This window comes from Aeromonas sp. A600620, from assembly GCF_029479985.1.
Classification (GTDB): Bacteria; Pseudomonadota; Gammaproteobacteria; order Enterobacterales; family Aeromonadaceae; genus Aeromonas; species Aeromonas veronii_A.
In genome coordinates, this window is the sequence record NZ_JAAKXB010000003.1 from 393,348 (window position 1) to 411,110 (window position 17,763).

14 protein-coding genes are annotated in these 17,763 nt (G+C 61.9%); 3 read left to right on the forward strand and 11 right to left on the reverse strand.

Features of this window, described 5'->3' with window-relative positions; all coding sequences use genetic code 11:
- Positions 1-67 precede the first annotated feature (67 nt).
- A complete protein-coding gene (locus tag G5533_RS06780) occupies positions 68-757 on the reverse strand; it encodes a TetR/AcrR family transcriptional regulator (RefSeq protein ID WP_441254632.1) in 690 nt (229 codons plus the stop codon).
- Here G5533_RS06780 and G5533_RS06785 point away from each other — a divergent pair.
- Positions 756-1,421, forward strand: coding sequence for a peroxiredoxin-like family protein (locus G5533_RS06785; protein WP_042080239.1), 666 nt, complete (start codon positions 756-758; stop codon positions 1,419-1,421). The two genes, G5533_RS06780 and G5533_RS06785, sit on opposite strands and share 2 nt — an antisense overlap.
- 84 nt (positions 1,422-1,505) lie before the next feature.
- Here the strand turns inward: G5533_RS06785 and mltB are convergent, their stop codons facing one another.
- The 10 genes from mltB to G5533_RS06835 form a co-directional block, all read right to left on the reverse strand.
- Positions 1,506-2,597, reverse strand: coding sequence for a lytic murein transglycosylase B (mltB, locus tag G5533_RS06790; protein ID WP_441254633.1), 1,092 nt, complete (start codon positions 2,595-2,597; stop codon positions 1,506-1,508).
- A 132-nt stretch (positions 2,598-2,729) separates the two neighbouring features.
- On the reverse strand, positions 2,730-3,344 hold the full coding sequence (locus tag G5533_RS06795) for a CDP-alcohol phosphatidyltransferase family protein (protein WP_441254634.1): 615 nt from the start codon (positions 3,342-3,344) through the stop codon (positions 2,730-2,732).
- Between the two features lie 14 nt (positions 3,345-3,358).
- Positions 3,359-4,009, reverse strand: a complete 651-nt coding sequence (locus G5533_RS06800) for an ATP-binding cassette domain-containing protein (protein WP_441254635.1) — start codon at positions 4,007-4,009, stop codon at positions 3,359-3,361.
- A 23-nt stretch (positions 4,010-4,032) separates the two neighbouring features.
- Complete coding sequence (locus G5533_RS06805; protein ID WP_441254636.1) at positions 4,033-5,667, reverse strand: ABC transporter permease; 1,635 nt, start codon at positions 5,665-5,667, stop codon at positions 4,033-4,035.
- Positions 5,668-5,744: 77 nt separating this feature from the next.
- On the reverse strand, positions 5,745-6,941 hold the full coding sequence (locus G5533_RS06810) for an ABC transporter substrate-binding protein (RefSeq protein WP_441254637.1): 1,197 nt from the start codon (positions 6,939-6,941) through the stop codon (positions 5,745-5,747).
- Positions 6,942-6,958: 17 nt separating this feature from the next.
- Entirely contained in the window at positions 6,959-9,112 is a 2,154-nt protein-coding gene (locus tag G5533_RS06815; RefSeq protein ID WP_441254638.1) for an FAD-dependent oxidoreductase, read from the reverse strand.
- The gene (locus tag G5533_RS06820) at positions 9,112-9,693 is read right to left on the reverse strand and encodes a carboxymuconolactone decarboxylase family protein (protein WP_021231092.1); all 582 of its coding nucleotides are present in this window, start codon (positions 9,691-9,693) and stop codon (positions 9,112-9,114) included. The genes G5533_RS06815 and G5533_RS06820 overlap by 1 nt, the downstream gene beginning before the upstream one ends.
- Before the next feature lie 25 nt (positions 9,694-9,718).
- Positions 9,719-10,393: a DUF1499 domain-containing protein gene (locus G5533_RS06825; protein ID WP_216977405.1), complete on the reverse strand. Its 675-nt coding sequence runs from the start codon at positions 10,391-10,393 to the stop codon at positions 9,719-9,721.
- A gap of 179 nt (positions 10,394-10,572) precedes the next feature.
- Positions 10,573-10,851 (reverse strand): peptidylprolyl isomerase, encoded by a 279-nt coding sequence (locus G5533_RS06830; protein ID WP_040066119.1) that lies wholly within the window; start codon positions 10,849-10,851, stop codon positions 10,573-10,575.
- Between the two features lie 133 nt (positions 10,852-10,984).
- Positions 10,985-11,359, reverse strand: a complete 375-nt coding sequence (locus tag G5533_RS06835; RefSeq protein ID WP_139742846.1) for a hypothetical protein — start codon at positions 11,357-11,359, stop codon at positions 10,985-10,987.
- Positions 11,360-11,873: 514 nt separating this feature from the next.
- On the opposite strand from G5533_RS06835, the gene tamA reads away from it, so the two are divergent.
- Both tamA and tamB read left to right on the forward strand, forming a co-directional pair.
- Positions 11,874-13,649 (forward strand): autotransporter assembly complex protein TamA, encoded by a 1,776-nt coding sequence (tamA, locus tag G5533_RS06840; RefSeq protein ID WP_441254639.1) that lies wholly within the window; start codon positions 11,874-11,876, stop codon positions 13,647-13,649.
- Positions 13,650-13,710: 61 nt separating this feature from the next.
- Positions 13,711-17,511, forward strand: coding sequence for an autotransporter assembly complex protein TamB (gene tamB / locus G5533_RS06845; protein ID WP_441254640.1), 3,801 nt, complete (start codon positions 13,711-13,713; stop codon positions 17,509-17,511).
- The last annotated feature ends 252 nt before the right edge of the window (positions 17,512-17,763 follow it).

Below are 17,763 nucleotides of genomic sequence, written 5' to 3' on the forward strand. Positions count from 1 at the left end.
AGCCAAATCGGCTCCTCTGTTTTTCTGTGGTGGCTACGAATTGTGCGAGGGGCTGCTGGTCTGTGGCTTAAAGCATGGCCTGTATCTGGGCCAACACTGCCTGTACCTTGGCGGCAGGTGGATGGGTGCGACCCAGTACGCGCATTCCCCACACCATAGTCATCAACAAAGCCGCGAGGGTGTCGATATCGCGCTCGGCGGCCAGTTCTCCAACGGCTTGTGCCTGGCGCAAGTTATTGGCCACCCGCTTTTCCACTTCGGCTAAGTGCACGCTGGCTTCATGCTGAATCGTTGGATTTTGGCGCCCCACTTCCAGCAGGGTATTGACCAGCAGGCAGCCACGATGTGTCTCGCTGGCTATGGCATCCCGAGCTACAGCATCGAGCAGGGCTCGCACACCGGCTAGGGGAGAATCTGCCGAGGCCAGCAACAGTTCGATCTGCGCCAGACTCTGTGCTGAATAGCGCTGCAACACTTCGATAAACAATCCCTCTTTTGAGCTGAAGGCGCCGTACAGGCTGCTGGGCTTCAACCCCATTCTGTCAACGAGTGTGGCGATGCCAGTGTTGCTGAAGCCAGTTTCCCAGAAGCTGTTGAGGGCAATCTCCAGAACTTGTTCTCTGTCAAATGATGCCGGTCTTGCCATTTCGATTCCTGCTTGCGTTGTCTTTTTGTAGTGATCACTAAAAAACATCTTGACCAGTGTTGGTGGCTTGTTTGATATTGTAGTGACCACTACAGAAAGGATGGTAATCATGCCCACACTTGAGCAAAAAATCAAAGAGTACGATGCGATAAAGCGAACTAAAGTCCCTGGTGATGTACTGGCGGTGATGGAGGGGGTAACAGAAGCGCTACGGGCGAGCGGACTGGGACAAGGGGCATTTGTCACTGGCGATCAGTTTCCTGACTTTACGTTGCCCGATCAGCACGGGGTGGTGCGCCCGCTCTCCCACTATCTGGCTGAGGGGCCTGTGGTGCTCAACATCTATCGAGGTGGTTGGTGTCCTTATTGCAATCTCGAGATGCAGGCACTCAATATCGCTTTGCCCGAGCTTGTGAAACGGGGGGTCACCCTCCTCGGTTTGACTCCCGAGATGCCAACAACCGCGCAGGACACTCTCACCGCCAACGAGCTGGCGATCACCGTGCTCAGCGATGAAGGCAACCGGGTGTCGGCTTCGCTGGGGTTGGTATTCGAGCTGCCCGAGGTGCTGCGCCCAATTTATGAGCGTTTTGGTATCGATATTCCGGCCAGCAACGGGGATGACAGTTTTACTTTGCCTGTCCCGGCGACGTATATCCTTGGCCAGGATCGGGTGGTGCGCTACCACTTCGTCAATGTGGACTACACCCAACGCGCAGAGCCGACCCAGCTGATCGCTGAGCTGGACAGACTGGCCGCGGCCGGGATGCTTTAAACCGACACGGTGCCAGTAGGCGCCGTGTGGAGTGCAGACGAGGCGGGCCTGGACAGGCCTGCCTCGCGTTTATAAGCAAATGATTCAGTAACCGCCTTTGGCCTCTTTCACCGCCAGCCCCAGCTGCCACACCGCCATGGCGTAGTGGGTGCTGTGGTTGTAGCGGGTGATGGTGTAGAAGTTGGGTAGGCCGTACCAGTATTGGTAGCCGGTGCCGACATCGAGGCGCAGCAGGCTCGATTCGCTGTGATTGCCCAGGGTGCTGGTGGGGGTGAGCCCTGCGCGGCGCAGGGTAGTGACCGGGTAGCGGGTCTGGAAGCCGTGCTCATAGCCGGGCAGCTGGCCCTGACCGCGCACCGCCACCGGTTGGCCTTTCTCCCAGCCGTGAGCCTTGAAGTAGTTGGCGACGCTGCCGATGGCATCCACCGGATCCCACAGGTTGGTGTGGCCGTTGCCGTCAAAATCCACCGCATAGCGCTGGAAGCTGGAGGGCATAAACTGGCCATAGCCCATGGCGCCCGCGTAGGAGCCCTTGGGTTCGGCAGGATCTATCCCCTCGTCGCGGGTCATCACCAGGAAGGCTTCCAATTCGCTGGTGAAGAACTCGGCGCGGCGCGGGTAATCAAACGCCAGGGTGGCCAATGCATCCAGAATGCGGGTCTTGCCCATCACCCGGCCCCAGCGGGTCTCGACCCCGATAATGCCGACGATGATCTCCGGCGGAACCCCGTAGATCTGCTCCGCCCGGTTGAGCTCGCTTGCGTATTCACGCCAGAAGTTGACGCCGTTTTGCACGTTGTCGGGGGTGATGAACTTGGCGCGATAGCGGTTCCAGGCGCCGGTCGGACCGGTGGGCTTGGCGGTGGTCGGTGCCTGGGCATCCATCAGGCGGATGATCCAGTCGTAGCGCTCTGCCTGAGCCAGCACCTGATGCAACTGGGCGTTGTCAAAACCGTGCTTCTCGACCATCTTCTGGACGAATCGGTCCACGTTGGGACGATTGGCGAAGTCCCCTTTGCTCACCCCCTGGCTGTAAACGGGGCTGCGCGACGGCGTCTGGTTGATAAAGGCGCTCTTGGGCTGGGGGACGACCACGGGCTTGGGGGCCGGGGCGCTGCTGCAGCCACCGAGCAGGGGGAATAACGACAGTGTGAGAAGAGAGGCAAGGCGACGCATAGGGTTCTCAAAGAGACTGACAAAAGTGTCGTCATGGTAAAACATTGTCATCCCCGTGCAAGTGTTCCGTGCGCCTCGTTGGCCACCAATTCATCGTGCGATGGATTAGCCCTCCGGTGATGGCTGCGCTGTTTAGCGCGGGGGGTGACGCAGGGTGTGGTAGCCGCTCCAGAGCCGGGTCAGGGTGGTGATGGCGCAGAGCAGGGCAAAGCCGTAGGCGAGCGGGGCGAAGGTGGCGGGCCACAGACACATCAGCACAAAGAGGGCGATGGTCTCGCTCCCCTCGGTGAGGCCGCCCAGATAGTAGAGGGATTTGTGGTGGTAGACCGGATTGTCGATGCCCCGCTTGCCCGCCATGATGGCAAAGGCCAGAAAGCTCGAGCCGGTGCCCATAAAGGCAAACAGCAGGGTGGCAGCGGGCAGCGCATTGGCGGGTGCGGCGAGGGCAAAGCCCAGCACCACGGCGGCGTAGAAGATGAAATCCAGCGTGATGTCGAGAAAGCCGCCGCAGTCGGTGATGCCAGTTTCCCGCGCCACGGCACCATCGAGCCCGTCCAGCAAGCGGTTGAGCAGGATCGCCGCAAGCGCCCATTGATAGCAGCCAAAGGCCAGCAGCGGCAGCGCCAGCATGCCGATGGCAAAACCGGTGAGGCTCACCTGATTGGCACTGACCCCGGCACGGCAGAGCGGTTTGGCAAGCTGGGTGAGGGGGCTGCGGATCACGGGGATCAGGTGGCGGTCAAACAAGGTGAACTCCTCGGTTAAAAACAGGATTCGGTGAGATTGAGTATGGTGCCCGGTGCATCCTCTTCGTCGTGGGTCACCAGAATAGCGGGGATGGCCAGCCCCTTGATCTGCGCGAATACCAGCTCGCGAAAGGCGGCCCGCAGCGGCTTGTCGAGGCGGGAGAAGGGCTCGTCCAGCAGCAGGGCATCGGGTTCGGCCAACAGCGCTCGCAGCAGACTGACCCGCGCCCGCTGACCCCCCGACAGCAGCAGCGGCAGCTTGTCAGCCTGATCCGCCAGCGCGACCTGTGCCAATGCGGCCAGCGCCTTTTCCCGCCGCGCGCGTTTTCCCTTGATGGTCGCTGGCATGCCGAACATCAGGTTCTCCGCCACCGTCAGATGGTCAAACAGCAAGTCATCCTGAAACAGCATGCCGATGCGCCGCGCCTGCGGTGGCAAGGTGTTGAGTAACCGCTCGCCGAGCCTTACCTCCCCCTCCAGCCGGATCGGGCCATTTCCTGTCAGCGCGCCGGGCAGTACCCCCGCCAGCCCCGCCAGCAGGGAGCTTTTACCACAGCCGCTTGGCCCCATCAGGGTCAACACTTCGCCGGGGACCACCTGCAGGGCGGGGAGCGAAAGCAACAGATTTTCATCAAGGTAAAGTCGAAGAGGCGTGGTGCTCAGCATATGGCTGTTTCCATCATCAGAGTTCATCGTGAGTAGCCCCCCTTGAGCGCCGGATTGATCCGCGCCGGCAGCCAAAGCGCCAGCAGATAGATAACGAGCGGCAGCAGCAGTTGCAGCAGGCCGTAGAGTCCCGCCAGCCGCCGGTTGAGGCCACTGCCGATGGCCACCGCTTCGGTGGTGATGGTGACCACTCTGCCTGCGCCAAAGAGCAGGGTCGACAGATACTGGGCCAGACTCACCGCCGCCCCGACACCGAAGGCAAACAGCAGCGGGCGCGCCAGCAGCGGCGCTTTGACCTGCCACCAGGCTCGCCATGGCGTTGCCCCCAGCAGCAGGGCGCTCTGGGTGATCCGCGGGTCGAACTGGCGATAGGGGCCGTGCAGGCACAAATAGACATAGGGAAAGACAAACAGCAGTTGGCTCCAGAGCACCCAGCCCCAGCCAATGCCGCTGCTTATCGAGCCGTGTGCAAGCCAGTCCAGCCCGAGCCGGATACCAAACAGCAGGCTGGCCTGTGGCAGCAGCAGCGGCAAGCAGATAAGCCAGAGCGGCCAGGGGCGGCGCCCGGCTTGTGCCTCCAGACTCAGCACCGCCATTCCCAGTGCCAGCAAGCCGCTCACCAGCGCCAGCAGTGTGCTGGTTGTCAGCAGCGGCAGCAGGGTTGGCAGCAGATCCAGCCAGTAGTGGCTGCTCCACTGGCTGGGCCAGAGGGCGGGAAAGGGCCAGCGGCGCGCCAGTGACCAGAGCAGCAGCACCGCCAGCACCGCCAGATTGAGGGTGATCAGGGTGAAGGCAAAGCCCGCTGCGAGCCGGTTGGCAAAGAAGTGGGGCGCCGCCCGTTTGCCATCGAGCCAGCAGCCTTTGCCCATCTCTTTATGAAGCCACTCCAGTAATCTGAGCAGAGCGATGAGCAACGCCGTGATGGCGAGTAAAAGCAGGGCGCCGCTGGCGGTGGCACCACGCCAGAGTAGATCCGGGTCCTGATACCAGAGCCACAACCGCACCGCCAGCGGGGCGGGGGTGTCAGGCCCGAGCAGCTGGGCGAGATCCACCACTGCCACACCGTAGGCCGTCACCGCATAGATGGGCAGGCGCAGAGCGGGCCAGAGCGCCGGTAGCAGCAGGCGCCACCAGATCTGGGGGGCGCTGAAACCAAGGCTCGCCCCCAGCCACTGCTGGCGTGCCAGCAAGATGGGTTGCTGTGCGGCCATCGCCATCAGCAGCAAAAAGGGGGTCTCCTTGAAAACGAGCAGTGCAATCAGCCCGAGCCCCCAAGGGTCGCGGATGGTCTGCCAGTCGGGGGGGAGATCAAACCCCGTCAGAGCTGGCGAGATGAGCCGCAGCAGCCAACCGGAGGGGGCGAGCAAAAAGGCAAAACCGATGGCAAAGGCGACGTGGGGCATGGCCAGCATGGGCGAGAGCAGGCGGCGGAGCAGCCCGAAAGCCCGGCTGTCGCTGTGAGCCAGCAGCAGGGCGGTTAACAGCAGAGTGCAGAGGGTCGAGGCGGCGCCAATCCACAGACTCAGTGCAGCGGAGTGCCAAAGGCCAGGCTGGGCCAGCAGCAAGGCGAGATGAGAGGCGGTCATCCCTTCCGCCAGCAGTTGCCACAGCCCCGCCAGCAATGGGATGACGAAGATCGCCAGATAAATGACCGCCATCCCCGTACTCATACTGGGGTGGCGTGTCAACTGGCGCCACGGTCGGGAGCGGGAAAGCGGGTGACCAGAGGCACTCATCAGTGACCGTAACGTTCGGCCCAGGCCGCTTCCAGTTTGAGCTGCCAGCTGGGGTGAGGCTCGGCCACCGCTTTGAAGCGAAGTGCCGGTTGCTCTTTGGCGGAGTCAGGCAGGGCATCGGCCCGCAGCACGCTGGGATCACCCCAGAAAGCCGGATTGGCTTTTCGTGCCTGCGCCGCCGGGCTCAGCAGGAAGTTGGCCACCACCTTGGCACCCGCACGGGCACTGGCGTTGAAGGGGATGGCGAGAAAATGGCTGTTGGTGAGCGCCCCTTTCTCCATGGCTATAGCTTCCACGCTGGGGGGCAGGGCGCCAATCTGGGCGGCGCTCTGCGCCTCCTGCGGATTGAAGCTGATGGCCATCGCCAGCTCGCCATCATCGAGTAGCTGGCGGGTTTCGGCGGCGCTGGTGGGAAACAGTTTGCCCTTGCGCCAGAGTGCCGGATGCAGCTCATCGAGCCAGGCCCAGAGCGGGGCGGTGAGCTGGGCAAAATCGCTCTCGGTCGCCTCCCGATAGAGGGGGGCGGGGTTTGGCGTCAACTCCAGCAGGATCTGCTTGAGAAAACTGGAGCCATGGAACTGGGGCGGCTTGGGATAGGTGAAGCGGCCGGGATGGGCCTTGGCCCACGCCAGCAGGGCTGCAGCCGAGGTGGGCGCTCTGGCGACCTCTTCGGTATCGACCATCAGATTGAGCTGGCCGATGCCCCAGGGGGCTTCCAGTCCTTCCACCGGCAGGGTGAAGTCCTCACTCACCGGCAGGGTGCTGTCGACCAGTGCCATGTTGGGCAGCTCGGCGGTAAAGGGAGCGCCAAGCAGCCCCTGCTCCTTGAGCGCCTTGAAGTTCTCGCCGTTGACCCAGAGCAGATCGATGGGGCCGCCAGCTTGCTTGCCCGCCTGCTTGTTGGCCAGCAACTGGCTGACGCTCTGGGCGATGTCATCCACCTTCACCTGCACCAGCTTGACCTGATAGTCGCGCGCCAGCTCCTGCCCGGCCCACACCAGATAGGCGTTGATCTCCGGGCTGCCGCCCCAGGCGTTGAAGTAGACGGTCTGTCCCTTCGCCTCCTCAAGGGTCCGTTGCCAGTTGTCATCAGGAGTGGCTAACAGCGGGCCGCTGGCCAGCAGTGGCAGGGCGCACAGCAGGGCGTTTAGCCGCTGTTTGAGCTGTGATTTGAGTTGTGAGAATGGCTTGAGCATAAACGTTTCTCTGATTGTCAGGCGCCACGGCGCCAGCGGTGATAACGGGCCAGCAACGCCAGCACCCGGGTGGGCTGGTGGGCCCGTTTCCATTCACCCGCCACGTATTTGTTCCCCTCCATCAGGGTGGGATAGGCGTGAATGGTGCCGAGGATCTTGCCAAGGCCGAGGCGGTGACGCATGGCGAGCACGAACTCGGCAATCCGCTCACCGGCGTGAGTGCCCACTATGGTGGCGCCAAGGATAGTATCCTTGCCCGGTACGGTCAGCACCTCGACAAAACCGTGGCGCTCGCCATCGGCAATGGCGCGATCCAGCTCGGCCAGCTCGAAGCGGGTCACCTCGAAGGGAATCCCCTGCGCCTCGGCCTCCTTGCGATTGAGGCCGACCCGGGCAATCTCCGGCGTGGTGTAGGTGGCCGCCGGAATGACCCGATAGTCCGCCCGAAAGCGCTTGAACTGGCCAAACAGGGCATTGACCGCCGCATACCAGGCCTGATGGGCGGCGAAGTGGGTGAACTGGTAAGGGCCCGCTACGTCTCCCACCGCCAGTATGCTGGGGAAGTTGGTGGTGAGGAAGCCATCGACCGCTATGGTGCCGCGGGGGGCCAGCTCGACCCCCAACGCTTCGAGCCCGAAGCCGCTGACGTTGGCGACCCGACCCAGTGCCAGCAGCAGTTGATCCCCTTCCACCACCTGTGTCTCATCGCCCCGGCGCAGTTGCAGCCGGATGGGGAGATCCCCCTCGGCTGCGGGCAGATAGTCGGCTCGTTCGGCGCGCCAGCCGGTGAGTAGCTGCACGCCATCTCGGCTCATCTGCCCGGCAAGGGCGTCGGCTACATCTCTCTCTTCGCGGGGCAGCAGTTGCTCCGAGAGTTCCACCAAGGTCACGGGAATGCCGAGCAGGGCGAAGCTCTGGGCCAGCTCGCAGCCGATGGGGCCACCGCCCAGCACCAGCAGGCGGCGCGGCGGGGTACGCAGCTGCCAGAGGCTATCCGAGGTGAGGTAAGGCACCTGATCCAGCCCCGGCAGCTTGGGCACCAGCGGCCGGGCGCCGGTGGCGATAACGATATGGCGGCTGGCAAGGCGCTGGCCGTTAACCTCCACCTCCCAAGGAGAGACCAGCCGCGCCTCCCCCTCGATGCATTCCACTCCAAGCCCTTGATAGCGCTCGATGGAGTCGTGGGGCTCGACCTCCTTGATGACGCGGGCGACCCGTTCCATCACGGCAGCGAAATCAGCGCTGGCTTGACTTGGGCCAAAGCCCAGTTCACTGGCCCGGCGTTGTTCGGCGGCAAAGCGGGCACTTCGGATCAGCGCCTTGGAGGGGACGCAGCCGCTGTTGAGGCAATCGCCCCCCATCTTGTGCTTCTCGATGAGCGCCACCTTGGCCTTCACCGCTGCCGCGATATAGCTGGTAACCAGCCCACCTGCCCCGGCACCGATCACCAGCAGGTTGTAGTCATAGCGAGCGGGTTTGCGATAGGGGGCGAGCAGGCGCCGCTGGGCGAGGTGTGTGGTCAACTTCTTGACCAGCCAGGGCATCAGCCCCAGCAGGGTCAACGCGACCATCAGGCCGGGGGAGAGGATATTTCCGGTGCTGGTTAACTGGCCAAGCTCGCTGCCCGCCAGCACATAGACGAAGGTGCCAGGCAGCATGCCAAGCTGGCTGACCCAGTAGTAGGTGCTGACTCTGATGGGGGTGAGCCCCATCAGCAGATTGACCAAAAAGAAGGGGAAGATGGGGATGAGGCGCAGGCTGAGCAGATAGAAGGCCCCCTCCTTCGCCATGCCGGACTGAAAGGTGGCCAGCTTGTCGCCAAAGCGCCGCTCGACCCAGTCGCGCAGCAGAAAGCGGGCGCTGAGAAAGGCCAGGGTTGCGCCTAGGGTGCTGGCGAAAGAGACCAGCAGTAGCCCCCAGCCGACGCCGAACACAGCGCTGCCACCCAGGGTGAGCAAGCTGGCGCCGGGTAGGGAGAGGGCGGTGCTCAGCACATAGATAAGCACGAACAGCAGGCTGGCCGAGACAAAGTGGCCGTCGACCCATTGCGCCACTGCCGCCTGCTGGGCCTGCAAGGCGTCCAGAGTGAGGTAACGGCCAAGATCGAGGGCAAAAAAGGTGCCGATAAGGCTCCCCATCACCAGTGCAAGCAGCAGGCGGGTCCGGTTCATCAGGCGTCCTTGCTGTCTGGCTGGGCAGGGCGTTCCGGTTGCACCGGCAGCTGGCAGAAGCCCTGCGGCGCGATATCGAGGGCGGCGTTGAACTTGGCCGACATGTTCTGAAATGCGATAAGGCCGGTCAGCTCCACCATGGCATCGTCGTCGAACCAGGGCTTGAGGCGGGCAGCCTGTTCATCGCTCACCCCATCGAGGCCAGTCATCGCTTCGGTATAGTCGAGCACCGCTTTTTCCCGCTCGTCAAACAAGGGGCTTTCGCGCCAGTTGGCCAGCGCCTCCACTTTCTCGCTGGAACCGGCTCTCTTTACCAAGGTCATGGCGTTGATGTCGACGCAAAAACGGCACCAGTTGAGCTGGGAGACCCGCACCGTCACCAGCGAGCGCAGCACGGGATCTATGGGGGAGCGCTTGCGGTTGATGACGCCATAGAGGGTGGCGACGGCGGCAAAGAGGCGCGGCGAGCGGCCCCAGCATTTGCCCGGAATAAGCACCTGACCATAGTTGCGCTTTTGCAGCCAGAAAAAGGGGCGGATAAACCAGGCATATTCCCGGTCGGGTTTGACCTCAACGCGCATCAGTTACCTTCTTGTTGTTTCACACTTACGGTTTCAAATTGGGTTTGTAGGCCTGGCCGAGGCGCTCGTTCAGGCGGGTCAGGAAATCCTCGATCCGCGCCCGGTTGGTGCCCAGATCGCTTTGCCCCTGACGGGAGGCTGATCGCATATCGATGCGGGTCTCTTTGGGGCCAGCAAAGACCCGCAGCGCCACATCATCCTGAAAGCCGAACCAGCCGGTGGTGACCACTGCATCCAGACCGTCGGGGCTGGGTCGTACCTGCCAGCCCAGCTCCTGCATCAGCTCCTCAGCCTCAATAACCACCTCTTCGGGGGCGGTATGGGTAAAGAGAGGACCGGGTTTTGCCTCAACTGCTTTCAGCGGGGCGCTATTTATTGGCAGATCCTGCGCGGTTCTCAGCTCTGCCGCCCAGCGCAGCTGGGGGGGATTATAGGGATCGGTGCTCACATCGTTGATCAGCGGCATGCGCAGCGCCTGTGCCACAAAGGTCAGCGGTAGCAGCAGTGGCAAGGCGCCAAGGCCGCTGGCGTAGCGGTTGCGGCTCCAGGGTAGGCGTACCAGCAAGATCAGGGAGACAAGGGCTCCGATGAGACAGATCGCAAAACCGATCCACCAAGGCCAGAGATGAAAGCGGCTGCCGAGGGCGCCAGCGAGCGGGAGTAACCAGGCCAGCAGGGGCCACAAGCAAGAGCGGGGCATAGCACGGGATCCATCGTCGAATGTGGACAATGCCGAGAAGGATAAACTTAATTGCCTGATAACGTTAGTAAATTGATGCGAGTTTGGCGTGGTTTTGGTCAGTTTTGCGAGGGGAATGCAGAGGTCGGTGAAGCCCGCCTGACGGGAGCTTCACCGAGAAAATGGTCAGTTGCGATGACTTAGTTGCGATAGAGCACTTTGATCAGATGGAAGCCGAACTTGGTGCGCACCGGCCCCAGCACCTTGAGCAGTTCACCCTTGAATACGGCATCGTCAAATGCTTTCACCATATCTCCCTTGGAAAATTCTCCCAAATCGCCAAAACGCTTGCCTGAGGGACAGGTAGAGAAGCGCTTGGCCATCTGGCCGAAGTCGGCTCCCTTCTCGATCTTCTCCTTGATCTCCAGACACTGTTTTTCGGTCTTGACCAGAATGTGCTGGGCACAGGCTTTTTTCATCGGGGCGCTCCTGGGAGTGATGGCGAAGGTTGTTAATGCCAAGTGTGGTGACAAATGGGGGCGCAAGAGTACCCCAATTTGCCACCGGCGTCAGCCATCACTGCCTGCCATTTATCGGCGCTCGTCGGCCCTGTTATTGGCGAGCGCGGGTGGCCAGCACGGCGCGGGGACGCGCTTGCCAGATGATCTCCAGCCCGAGCAGGGCGTAGAGGCTCCAGATGGCCAGCGGATTGAGCCACTCTCCCCCCAGTTGCAGGGTCATCAGAGCGCAACCTGCCAGCAGCAAGGTGAGCCCCGGCAGCCGCCAGTGGACGGGCAGGGGGGCCAGCATCGCCATCCCCAGCAAAATGCCGAGGCCAAACGGCAGGTTCAGGGCGGTAAAGGCCAGCGCCTGTTGGCCACTCATGCCGGTCAGCAGGGCCAGCAGGGCGCTGCAACAGGCGAGGAAGGTGATGAACTCGAGACGATCGGCAATATAGTCAGCCATCTGTTCGCTACGTGCATGCATGATGTGTCTCCTTCAGTTGATGGTTCAAGTGTGAGGGAGGGACGTTCGCAAAGGCAGCGGGATAATTCGATTGCGCTGAACGAGCAATTCTTAATCACCCGCTACGGCGGGCTTTGGCGTGTGCCGGGCTGGTTAAACGGTGAGGGTGGGGCTATGCCGACAAACTCTGTCGTGGTGGGTTTCTGGTTGCAAAGAGAGGAGGAGAGGTGACAAATGGTGCCTGATGGTGGGGTGAGCCTTATTGAGGGCAGGTCAATTCGCTTCCATCGGGAAAGCGGGCGGCGTCATTGTCACCAAAATGTGTGATTTGTGGTCAACCTCTTAAAAGATATGGCGAATTTGCCAATGGTGCTGCGCTGTCGCTGGCCGATGCCTATGTTAGGATAAGGTTCGCCATTTTTCTGGCGCGCATTTTTGTGTCACGGCCATGCCCTGCATGCCGTGCTGCGCCGCATTCGGGGTTGGCCCGAAAGGGCGCTGGTTTCCTTCACCACAGATTCAGGAATATTGACCTTTGACAGGATGCATTTCATCCCTGCTGGCAGGGTGTTCACTGTCCGGCCCTGCGTTTCGCCGCGGCCTGCGGGTACTGGGGGTGGGCCTGTTGCTGTCGCTGCTGGCTTCGCCCGCGTTTGCCGCCAAGCTCACCTATCAGGTCAAGGGGTTGAAAGGGGAGAACAAGGATAACGTTGAAGCCTACCTCAATGCCCTGCCGGTCTATCAGGAGCGGCAATACCGCCCGGCCCGCGCAAAAATTACCGAGAGCGTGCAAAAGGCGCTGCAGGTTTATGGCTACTACCAGCCGAAAATCACCCTGAGTCGCGACAAGAAAACCCCGTCCAAAGTGGTGATTGAGGTGGACAAGGGGGAGCCGGTCATCGTCTCCCGCCTCGATATTCTGCTGGAGGGGGATGCGGGCAGCGACGAGCTCTACAGCGCCCTGCTGGACAAGTTGCCCCTCAAAGAGGGCGAGCCCCTCAACCACGCCAAATATGAATCCATCAAGGCCGATCTGGGCAGCCTCGGGCTGGCCCGCGGTTACTTTGATGCCAAGTTGAGCAAGAGTCAGGTCAAGGTGTTCCCGGACAAGGGGACGGCGGAGATCTTTATTCTGTTCGAATCGGGCCATCGCTACCGTTTTGGCGAGATCCGCTACGATGCCACCCCCGAAGCGCTTCACCTTATTCGCCCGCTTATCAACATCAAGAGCGGCGATCCCTATCTTGCCATCCGTCTGGCCGAGATGTCACAGGATGTCTCCTCCACCAAGCTGTTCCGTCAGGTCGATATCAAGCCGGTATTGAGCGAGGCGAGCAACTATCGGGTGCCCATTGCGGTGACGCTGGATAACCGGATCGATCACGAAATCGAGACAGGTATCGGTTATGCCACCGACGTGGGGCCGCGGATGAGTGCCACCTGGGAGAAGCCCTGGGTCAACCGCTACGGCCACCGCCTGTTTGCCACCGCCAAGGTGTCGGCGCCGGAGGCAGAGCTCAGCTTCGACTACCAGATCCCGGTGGGTAACCCGCTGCGGGACTACTACTCTATCCAGACCGGCTACCAGTACAAGGACAACAACGATACCCGCTCCGATCTCACTACCATCGGTGTGCACCGCTGGACGCGGCGGCCGGAGAGCTGGGATCGGGACGTTTTTATCCGGCTGGAGAACGAGATCTATACCCAGGGTGCCGACGAGGGGAACAGCTTGTTGCTGATCCCCGGGGTCTCCTGGTCCCGACTGCGGGTGCGCGGTACTCTGGTGCCCGACTGGGGGGATCGCCAGCAGCTGACGCTGGAGTTCTCCGATCCCAGATGGGGCTCCGACATCAGCTTTATGCGGGTGTGGGGACGCAGCAAGTGGCTGCGAACTCTTGGCGATAACCACAGATTCCTGATGCGGGCCGAGCAGGGGGCCATCATAGGTGACAGCTTCTCGTTGGTGCCGCCGTCTTTGCGCTTCTTTACCGGTGGCGATCAGACGGTGCGCGGCTTTGGTTACGAGAGCATCTCCCCCACCGGGCCGGATGGCAAGCTGACCGGTGGTCGTTACACCAGCGTGGCCAGTCTGGAATACAACTACCGCTTCAGCGAGAAGTGGCTGGGGGCCATGTTTGTGGATGGCGGCACCTCCACCACCGATTACAGCGAACCCTGGAAAATAGGTACCGGTGTCGGTGTACGCTGGGTCACCCCCATCGGTCAGGTCAGGTTGGATCTGGCGGTCGGGGTATCGGAAGAGGACAAGCCCTTGCGGCTGCATTTCGCATTGGGGCCTGAATTATGATGTTGTCTAAACGCTTTTTTCTTTGGCCGCTGCGGCTGTATCTTGCGCGGGGGTCTGCATTGTGATCTGGCTAAAACGCATTTTTCTCTGGCTGATGGGGCTGGTGTTCCTGCTGCTCATCGGCGTCAGCCTGCTGGGCTTTACCCATCAGGGCAACAAGTGGTTGTGGCAACAGGCCAAGGGAGCGCTGCCTTCTCTCAAGGGGGAGCTGGTGGCCGGTCAGCTTGGCTATGGCTGGACTCTGGAAGGGGCGGGTTGGCAGGATGAGCTGGTGGATGTCACGGTGGATCGCGCCGTGCTCGACTGGGATCTTGGCAAACTGCTGCAGGGCAAACTCTGGATCAAATCGCTTGAAGTGACTCATCCGGTGGTGAAGGTGGCCGACTCGGAGCCTGCACCGGAAGAGCCGTCGGAGCCTTTTGTCTGGCATCCGCTCCCCCTCAAAATTCAGGTCGACAGCCTCAAGGTGGCTGACCTCGATCTGGCGGTGCCCGGCGTGGCCGTGACCCTGGGGTCCCTCGATATCGGCGCCACCCTCAATCGCAAGGGGCTGATTGTGCGCGGCCCGGTGCTCGATAACCTGAAGGTGACGCTGGATGATGCGGCACCCGCCAGCGCAGCCAAATCTGCCAAGCAGCCGGCCGCTAACGAGAAGCAAGCCGGTGCTGCGGTGGCGCGCAACGACAAGGCCAGCGCCAAGACAGCCAAACAGGGTAAAGGGACGCCAGCTGCGAATACGGCAAAGGCAGCCCCCATTCTCCTGCCCGCCATTCACCTTCCTTTCCCCATCCAGCTGGAAGGGGTCAGTGCGACCCGGGTGCAATATAAGCAGGGCGAGCTGATTGAAGGGCTCGACAAGCTGCTGCTCTCGGCTACCGCTGCCGACGATCGCATCGAGGTGCGCGAGCTCTCGCTGCGCCATGCCATGGCCGATCTGGCGCTCAAGGGGCACATCCAGCTCAGTGACGACTACCCACTGGCGGTGACGCTGGATGCCAAGGCCCGCAAGGGGCTGCTGGATGGCGAGTTGCAGGGTGAGCAGGCCACGCTGGCGCTGAGCGGTTCGGTCGGCAAGCTGGGGCTGGTGTTGTCGGCCAAGGGGCCGGTCTCCGCCAATCTCAAGGGCTCGCTGGCCGCTCTCGACCCGGATCTCCCTTTTGATTTGACCCTCGACTGGAAGAGCCTCGGCTGGCCATTTCATAAGCCTGCCAAAGATGAGCCGAGCTATCGGCTGGACAAAGGGAGCCTGACCGCCAAGGGCAAGCTCTCCGGCTACCAGTTTGCCCTCAATACCTCCGGCAAGGGGACCGATGTCCCCCCCTTCAAGCTTGCGCTGGACGGCAAGGGGGATCTGGAGCGGCTCAGCAAGATCGCCTTGCAGCTCAATGCGCTCAAGGGGGAGCTCAAACTCGATGGCAAACTCGCCTGGAACAAGGGGGTTGAGTGGCAGGGAACCACCCTGTTCAAGGGGATCAATCCGGCCGAGCTGCTGCCCGAGCTGAAAGGGACGCTGGCCGGTGAGCTGGAGAGCCGTTTCGTGATGAACGAGGCGGGCCACTGGGAGCTGAAACTGCCCAAGCTCAAGGTGGATGGCAAACTCAACCAGTACCCGCTGGCCCTCAAGGGGGAGCTTAGCGGCAACGACAAGATGGAGTGGCTGATCCCGGCGCTCTCGCTGCAAAGTGGCCCCAACCAGTTGCAGGCCAAGGGCAGTATCAGCAGCGCCCAGTGGAGGCTCGATGCCAACCTGCAGGCTCCCCAGCTGGGGGGCATCTATCCCGGCCTGAAAGGGGATATCAAGGGACAGGTGAAGGTCAGTGGCAATCAGCAGACGCCAAAAATCGATGCGGATCTCGTCTCCGACCGGCTCTACTATGCCGGCACCGACCTGAAGGGCATTAGCCTCAAGGGCAATGCGGCGATCGGTGCCAAACCGGCCGGTGAGCTCGCGTTGTTGGTGGCGCAGCTGAAACAGGGCGAAACCAAGCTCAGCCAGCTGGCCCTGAACCTCAGCGGCGATATCAGTCAGCATCTGTTGAGCCTGACCATGAAGGGTGACCCTGTTGCGGCCAACCTCAAACTGGGTGGCGGCGTGCGCGGGGATCACTGGCGCGGGGCGCTCTCCGAGTTGCGGCTGAAAACCCCGCTGCGCCGTTGGGACTTGAGTTCCCCGTGGGCACTGGATCTCGATCTGCCGCGTCAGCGGCTGGCGATGGGGGATATCTGCCTCGGCTCCCAGGGGGCCAGCCTCTGCGTCAAGGGGAGTCAGGTCTCCGCTGCACAGGGCACTCTGGAGTTTGCCCTGAGCGAGTTTGATCTCAAGCGGCTACGCCCCTGGTTGCCGGACAACTTCCGCTGGCAGGCGATGCTCTCGGCCGATGGCCGTGCCAGCTGGCGTGGCAATCAGCCGACCCTGCATGCGGTGGTGCGCACCACGCCGGGCACTTTTGTGGCTGATGGTCTCAAGACTGATTATCAGCAGCTGGCTTTGGCCCTGGATTTCGAGCGGCAGCAGGCGGCCATTCGCCTCGATTTTGCCTCCAAGCAGATCGGCAATATCGATACCGATTTGCTGATCAGGGAGCCCGCCGGTCGCGGTCTGCTCGGTGGTCAGCTCAAGTTTGACGATCTCAAGCTCAATACCTTTGCGCCGCTCATCCCTGAGGTGCGCTCCCTGCAAGGGATCATCTCCGCCGATGCCCGTTTCGACGGCACCCTGGCAGCGCCCCTGCTGTTTGGTCAGCTAAACCTGCGTGACGGTGAGGTGCAGACTCACTCCGATATGGTGACCCTGACCAAGCTGGTGACCCGCCTCAAGATCGAGGGCAATCGCGCCGAGCTCGATGGCTCCATGCTGGTGGGCAAGGGGCCGCTGGCGTTGGGCGGCTGGCTCAGCTGGGCCAAGATGCCGGTCAGCGGCAGCCTCACCATTCAGGGCAAGGATCTGGAGGCGCAATATCCGGGCATGGGCCGGGTCAGAGTCTCGCCCGATATCGCGGTGTCGCTTGGTGAGGAGACCCGCATTACCGGTCAGGTGGATATTCCCTGGGCGCGCATTCTGGTCAAGAGCCTGCCGGATTCGGCGGTGGCGGTCTCCGACGATGTGACTGTGGTCTATGACGATCTGCCCCCGGCTCCCAAGCAGGCCAGCCTGCCGCTGGCGATGAAGGTGGCGATCCGCCTTGGCAACGATGTGAAGCTTGATGCCATGGGGCTGAAGACCGATGTCTCCGGCGGTCTCAATATCCGTCAGGATCCCGAGAAGCCGCTGGCAGGCAACGGCCAGCTGGTGCTGACCAATGGCCGCTTCAAGGCTTACGGTCAGAACCTCATCATCAAGGAGGGGCGGATCCTCTTCTCCGGTCCGCTGGATCGACCGTTCCTCAACATCGAGGCTAACCGGGATCCCGATACCATCGAGGGTCAGGTGACGGTCGGGGTGCGGGTGACCGGCCCTGCCAGCAAGCCTGAGATCACTGTCTACTCCGAACCGCAGATGGCGCAGTCGGAACAGCTCTCCTATCTGCTGCGCGGCAAAGGGTTGCAGACCGGCGGTGAGGATGGCGGTTTCAACGGTCTGCTGGTGGCCGGTGCGGTGAGTCAGGCCAACGGTGTGGTGTCGAGCATCGGCGAGTCGCTGGGGATGAGCGATGTCTCCCTCGATACGGCGGGCAGTGGTGACAACACCCAGGTGACTCTGTCTGCATATCTGCTGCCGGGCCTGCAGTTCCAGTACGGGGTCGGGGTCTTCAGCCCCATCGCCGAGTTCAAGCTGCGCTACGAGGTATTGCCACGGCTCTATCTGCAGGCGATGAGCGGGGTGGCTCAGGCGGTCGATATCTTCTATCGCTTTACTCTGTAACGCTTCATCCCGTAACAGGGCTGATATGAATCTAAACGGGAGGCGCAGGCCTCCCGTTTTGTATTGCTCGATCGGCCGCGGGCAAGCCGTGATAAAGGTTGGCAGTGCAGAGGGAGAATGAATTGCGATGGGCCAAAAATGCGAAAACCCGGCACTAGGCCGGGTTTTCTGAATGATGGTGGAGGGAGAAGGATTCGAACCTTCGAAGGCAGAGCCGTCAGATTTACAGTCTGATCCCTTTGGCCGCTCGGG

Coding starts and splice junctions, on each gene's coding strand:
- G5533_RS06785 (WP_042080239.1), top strand. CDS start 756: ATGCCCACACTTGAGCAAAAAATCAAAGAGTACGATGCGATAAAGCGA.
- G5533_RS06780 (WP_441254632.1), bottom strand. CDS start 757: ATGATTACCATCCTTTCTGTAGTGGTCACTACAATATCAAACAAGCCA.
- mltB (WP_441254633.1), bottom strand. CDS start 2,597: ATGCGTCGCCTTGCCTCTCTTCTCACACTGTCGTTATTCCCCCTGCTC.
- G5533_RS06800 (WP_441254635.1), bottom strand. CDS start 4,009: ATGCTGAGCACCACGCCTCTTCGACTTTACCTTGATGAAAATCTGTTG.
- G5533_RS06805 (WP_441254636.1), bottom strand. CDS start 5,667: ATGGCGGTCATTTATCTGGCGATCTTCGTCATCCCATTGCTGGCGGGG.
- G5533_RS06810 (WP_441254637.1), bottom strand. CDS start 6,941: ATGCTCAAGCCATTCTCACAACTCAAATCACAGCTCAAACAGCGGCTA.
- G5533_RS06815 (WP_441254638.1), bottom strand. CDS start 9,112: ATGAACCGGACCCGCCTGCTGCTTGCACTGGTGATGGGGAGCCTTATC.
- G5533_RS06820 (WP_021231092.1), bottom strand. CDS start 9,693: ATGCGCGTTGAGGTCAAACCCGACCGGGAATATGCCTGGTTTATCCGC.
- G5533_RS06825 (WP_216977405.1), bottom strand. CDS start 10,393: ATGCCCCGCTCTTGCTTGTGGCCCCTGCTGGCCTGGTTACTCCCGCTC.
- G5533_RS06830 (WP_040066119.1), bottom strand. CDS start 10,851: ATGAAAAAAGCCTGTGCCCAGCACATTCTGGTCAAGACCGAAAAACAG.
- G5533_RS06835 (WP_139742846.1), bottom strand. CDS start 11,359: ATGCATGCACGTAGCGAACAGATGGCTGACTATATTGCCGATCGTCTC.